This is a genomic window from Herbidospora sp. RD11066, from assembly GCF_054661255.1.
On the sequence record NZ_BAAGDO010000162.1, the window covers coordinates 1 to 270 of the forward strand.

A 270-nucleotide genomic window follows, 5' to 3' on the forward strand; every position below is an offset into this window, starting at 1 on the left:
GCCGTCCGTCCTTCCAGGTGAAGGTTCCTTCACCCTCAACGTTGTTGTTGCGGAACTCGCCGTCGTAGACCGAGCCGTCAGGCCATTCAAACCTGCCCTTGCCATGTTTCTGCCCATGCGAGTAGGTTCCCGTGTACTTTGACGTGTCGTCCCACTCCTCGACAGCTTGGCCGTGCTTCAGGTCGCTCTGCCAGTCACCCACATACTTCGACTGCTTTGATGTATAGGTTCCGTGACCGTGGGCTTTACCATCTTGCCACTCACCATCAT

The 270-nt window shown here is 56.3% G+C and carries 1 protein-coding gene and 1 pseudogene; both read right to left on the reverse strand.

Features of this window, described 5'->3' with window-relative positions:
• Positions 1-202: hypothetical protein (locus ACYQ78_RS39640; protein WP_459806149.1), on the reverse strand; the 202-nt coding region annotated here is incomplete at its 3' end.
• A gap of 15 nt (positions 203-217) precedes the next feature.
• Positions 218-270, reverse strand: a pseudogene (locus ACYQ78_RS39645) (hypothetical protein); the annotation flags it as partial.